Origin of the sequence: Pseudomonas sp. MWU12-2029, assembly GCF_023242425.1 — a bacterium.
GTDB classification, from domain to species: Bacteria; Pseudomonadota; Gammaproteobacteria; order Pseudomonadales; family Pseudomonadaceae; genus Aquipseudomonas; species Aquipseudomonas kribbensis.
This window is the reverse complement of record NZ_JALJDY010000026.1, coordinates 1-1,174: the sequence shown is the minus strand read 5'-3', so window position 1 is coordinate 1,174 and position 1,174 is coordinate 1. Positions and strand designations below refer to the sequence as shown.

Annotated in this window: 1 protein-coding gene; it reads left to right on the top strand. The window is 61.2% G+C overall.

The features are described 5' to 3' along the window. On the top strand, nucleotides 1–1,174 hold a 1,174-nt coding region (gene tssI / locus M5B44_RS28755; protein WP_248741301.1), incomplete at both ends, for a type VI secretion system tip protein TssI/VgrG.

Genomic DNA, 1,174 nt, shown 5'->3' with positions numbered 1-1,174 from the left:
TCAGCCCCATTTCAACCTGACCATCGATGGCGCGGACAGCGATTTCCAGGTGCTGTCGTTCACCGGCCGGGAAGCCCTCAACACGCCCTTCGAATTCGAGCTGGAACTGGTCAGTGAAAAGGCCTCGATCAACCTCGAAAGCCTGCTGCACAAACTGGCGTTTCTTCAGCTGTCGCCGAGCGGCACCGGGATTCACGGGCTGATCTACAGCATCGCCCAGGGCGAGGCGGGCAAGCGCCTGACCCGCTACAAGATCTCGCTGCGCCCGCAGCTTTCGTACCTCGCGCATCGCTTCAACCAGCGCATCTTCCAGCAGATGACCGTGCAGCAAATCATCAGCCAGGTGCTGGAAGAGCACGGCATTCTGGCCAGTGATTACCACTTCCAACTTAGCGCCATTTACCCCGAGCGCATCTACTGCACGCAGTACGACGAATCGGACCTGCACTTCGTCCAGCGCCTGTGCGAAGAGGAGGGGATTCACTACCACTTCCAGCACACGTCCAGCGGCCACAAACTGACCTTCGGTGATGACCAGACGGTGTTCCCGAAACTGGCGCCCGTGGCCTATCAACAAGACTCCGGGTTGGTGGCGGATAAACCGGTGGTCAAGCGTTTCGGCCTGCGCCTGGCCACGCGCACCAGCCGCACCACGCGGCGCGATTACGACTTCGTCAAACCGAAGATCGAGCTGGAGAGCGATGCCAGGAGCAGCGCCCAACCGGACCTGGAAGACTACGATTACCCGGGCCGTTTCGTGGATCGCGAGCGCGGCAAGCATCTGGCCAACCGCAACCTCGAACGCCACCGCAGCGACTATCGTCTGGCCGAGGGCAACAGCGACCAGCCGATCCTCGTCACCGGCCATTTTCTGGCCCTGACCGACCACGCCAACCCGACGTGGAACGACCTGTGGCTGCTCAAGGATATCTTCCACGAAGGCAAGCAGCCGCAAGTGCTGGAAGAGTCGGTGACCAGCGACACCACCGACGACAAGGATGATTTCCACCAGGGCTATCGCAACCAATTCAACGCCATCCCGTGGGACGTGCCGTACCGTCCGCCGCTGGACCACCCGAAACCCAAGGTCCTCGGTTCGCAAAGCGCCGTGGTCACAGGCCCCGAAGGCGAAGAAATCTTCTGCGACCAGTACGGCCGGGTGAAGGTGCAGTTC